The sequence below is a fragment of the Chamaesiphon sp. VAR_48_metabat_135_sub genome (assembly GCF_031418915.1).
GTDB lineage: Bacteria > Cyanobacteriota > Cyanobacteriia > Cyanobacteriales > Chamaesiphonaceae > Chamaesiphon.
The window spans coordinates 1-1,732 of the sequence record NZ_JANOJV010000193.1 but is presented as its reverse complement, the minus strand read 5'-3'; the positions used below and the strand labels follow the sequence as shown (position 1 = coordinate 1,732).

Annotated in this window: 1 protein-coding gene and 1 pseudogene; both read right to left on the bottom strand. The window is 40.3% G+C overall.

Annotated features, from left to right (window positions below; all coding sequences use genetic code 11):
* Nucleotides 1–168 precede the first annotated feature (168 nt).
* Nucleotides 169–1,178 (bottom strand): annotated as a pseudogene (locus RMO55_RS13980) (ISAzo13 family transposase).
* Nucleotides 1,179–1,512: 334 nt separating this feature from the next.
* A partial coding sequence (locus tag RMO55_RS13975; protein ID WP_310427428.1) for a hypothetical protein occupies nucleotides 1,513–1,732 on the bottom strand: 220 nt, incomplete at its 5' end.

Genomic DNA, 1,732 nt, shown 5'->3' with positions numbered 1-1,732 from the left:
TGGTATGGGGCCAGGAATAACTATACCAGCCTGATTTATAACATCTTTATCAACTAAGACTAAATCTTTATTGCCGTAGGCAATACTATCTTTAAAGCCCATCAAATGTTCGGTAGTAGAGATTGATGGTAAAGTGCTAAGGTGATTCCCGACAAAGAATATACCCAGTTAGGCTGGACGAATTAAAATGTCCCATTTTGGGAGTAGTGGATTTCGTTCTAATCTTTTTTCCACCTCTTTCATTGCTGATTTATTAAGTGAAATACCTTTTTGATAAATCTTACTATTTAATTGAATGATAGGATGTAAGCCTTTCCAAGTCATACTTGCTGCCCATGCCAGCATCGCTGATACACTTATTAATTTTGCTCCATTCCAATGTTTTTCTAAAACTCCCCAGCATCTTTCAATGGGGTTATACTTACTGTGATAGGGCGGATAATATATCAGGTGAATAGATTTACCAATTGCATCAGAAAAATCTACCATCCGTTTTAAGAATTGAGTTCTCACGCCACTACTTTCAGGGCCATTATCCACCTTGATTTGAATCTGTTCAATATCCTGCTGCTGCTCAGGCAAAAGCATATTCCACCATTCCTGTAGTGTGTCTGCAATAAAATCACTTGTTTTAGAAGAGCTACCAAAACTAATTTGTAAAGCTCCGGTATCTTCATCAACAATTCCACATGGTGTATATTTTTCTTCGCAGCCCATATCATGGTCATCAGCTTGATTATCTCCTCTGGTCTTCCCCCCTCGACTTAGATTTCCGATATTAACTTTCGCTTTGCAGTCGATACTTAATCGCTTGATTCTAGGAGATTCTAACTGTTTTTGATATGAGTTGATGTTGGCGAAAATATCATTGGTTTCTGGGATTTTTTTTGAGGCTTTGCTTTGACTACTTTTCTGAGCCGATAGTCCATTCGATTCAGAACTTCTGTCATTGTACTCAGTGATGGCAACTGTTCTGGTTGAAAACCTTGTTGGGCTAGTTGTTTCAGAGCTTCTGCTGCCGTTAATCGTGTGTAAGCAATGGTTGTCGCAAATGTGGGATCTTGTTGAGAATGCGACTCTGCTAATTTGATTAGTGAATCGGCAACTTCCGGTTGTTTTTCTTCCCATTTTTTCGCCCCACTAAAGCCTGTTTGTGCTCCCACACAGATAATTCCCATGCGTTTCTCTGCTAATCCTAGTGCCACAGTTTCTCGGCTCCAACCAAAGATTCTTTCCGTCATTCTCGCATTGCCTTGGCAATATTTAATTGACATGGATGCTTGGAAGTCACGACGCTTTACACCACTTAATTTGGCCGAAGCTAGCTTCAGATCTGCTCTTTGGCTACTACTCAATTGCTGACGTTCAGGGCTAGATAACAACACTATTTTCTTTTTGGTGGTTCACTAATAAAATAGTACTATAATTGGGTGGCTTTTTTGTCGGGAATCACCTCACATCTTGCACCAATATATTTATAGCTTCGATCGATAGTATTTGTAGAACTGGAATCTATCTCGATCGAACTTTGACTTGACGAAGGCTCGATATCAAATGTTCGAGATGAACCTTCCCCCGCTTCGACCAAATGTTGTACAGACAACTCTGTCCAGAAACTTTCAGGTAAGCAAGATAACCAGGGCCAGTGCCTCCTTCAAGACCATAACTGACGGAGCTACCTTCCGCCCAAGTTATAGTATTGGGAAAATTAAAGGTCGATCCATTCCGGTCT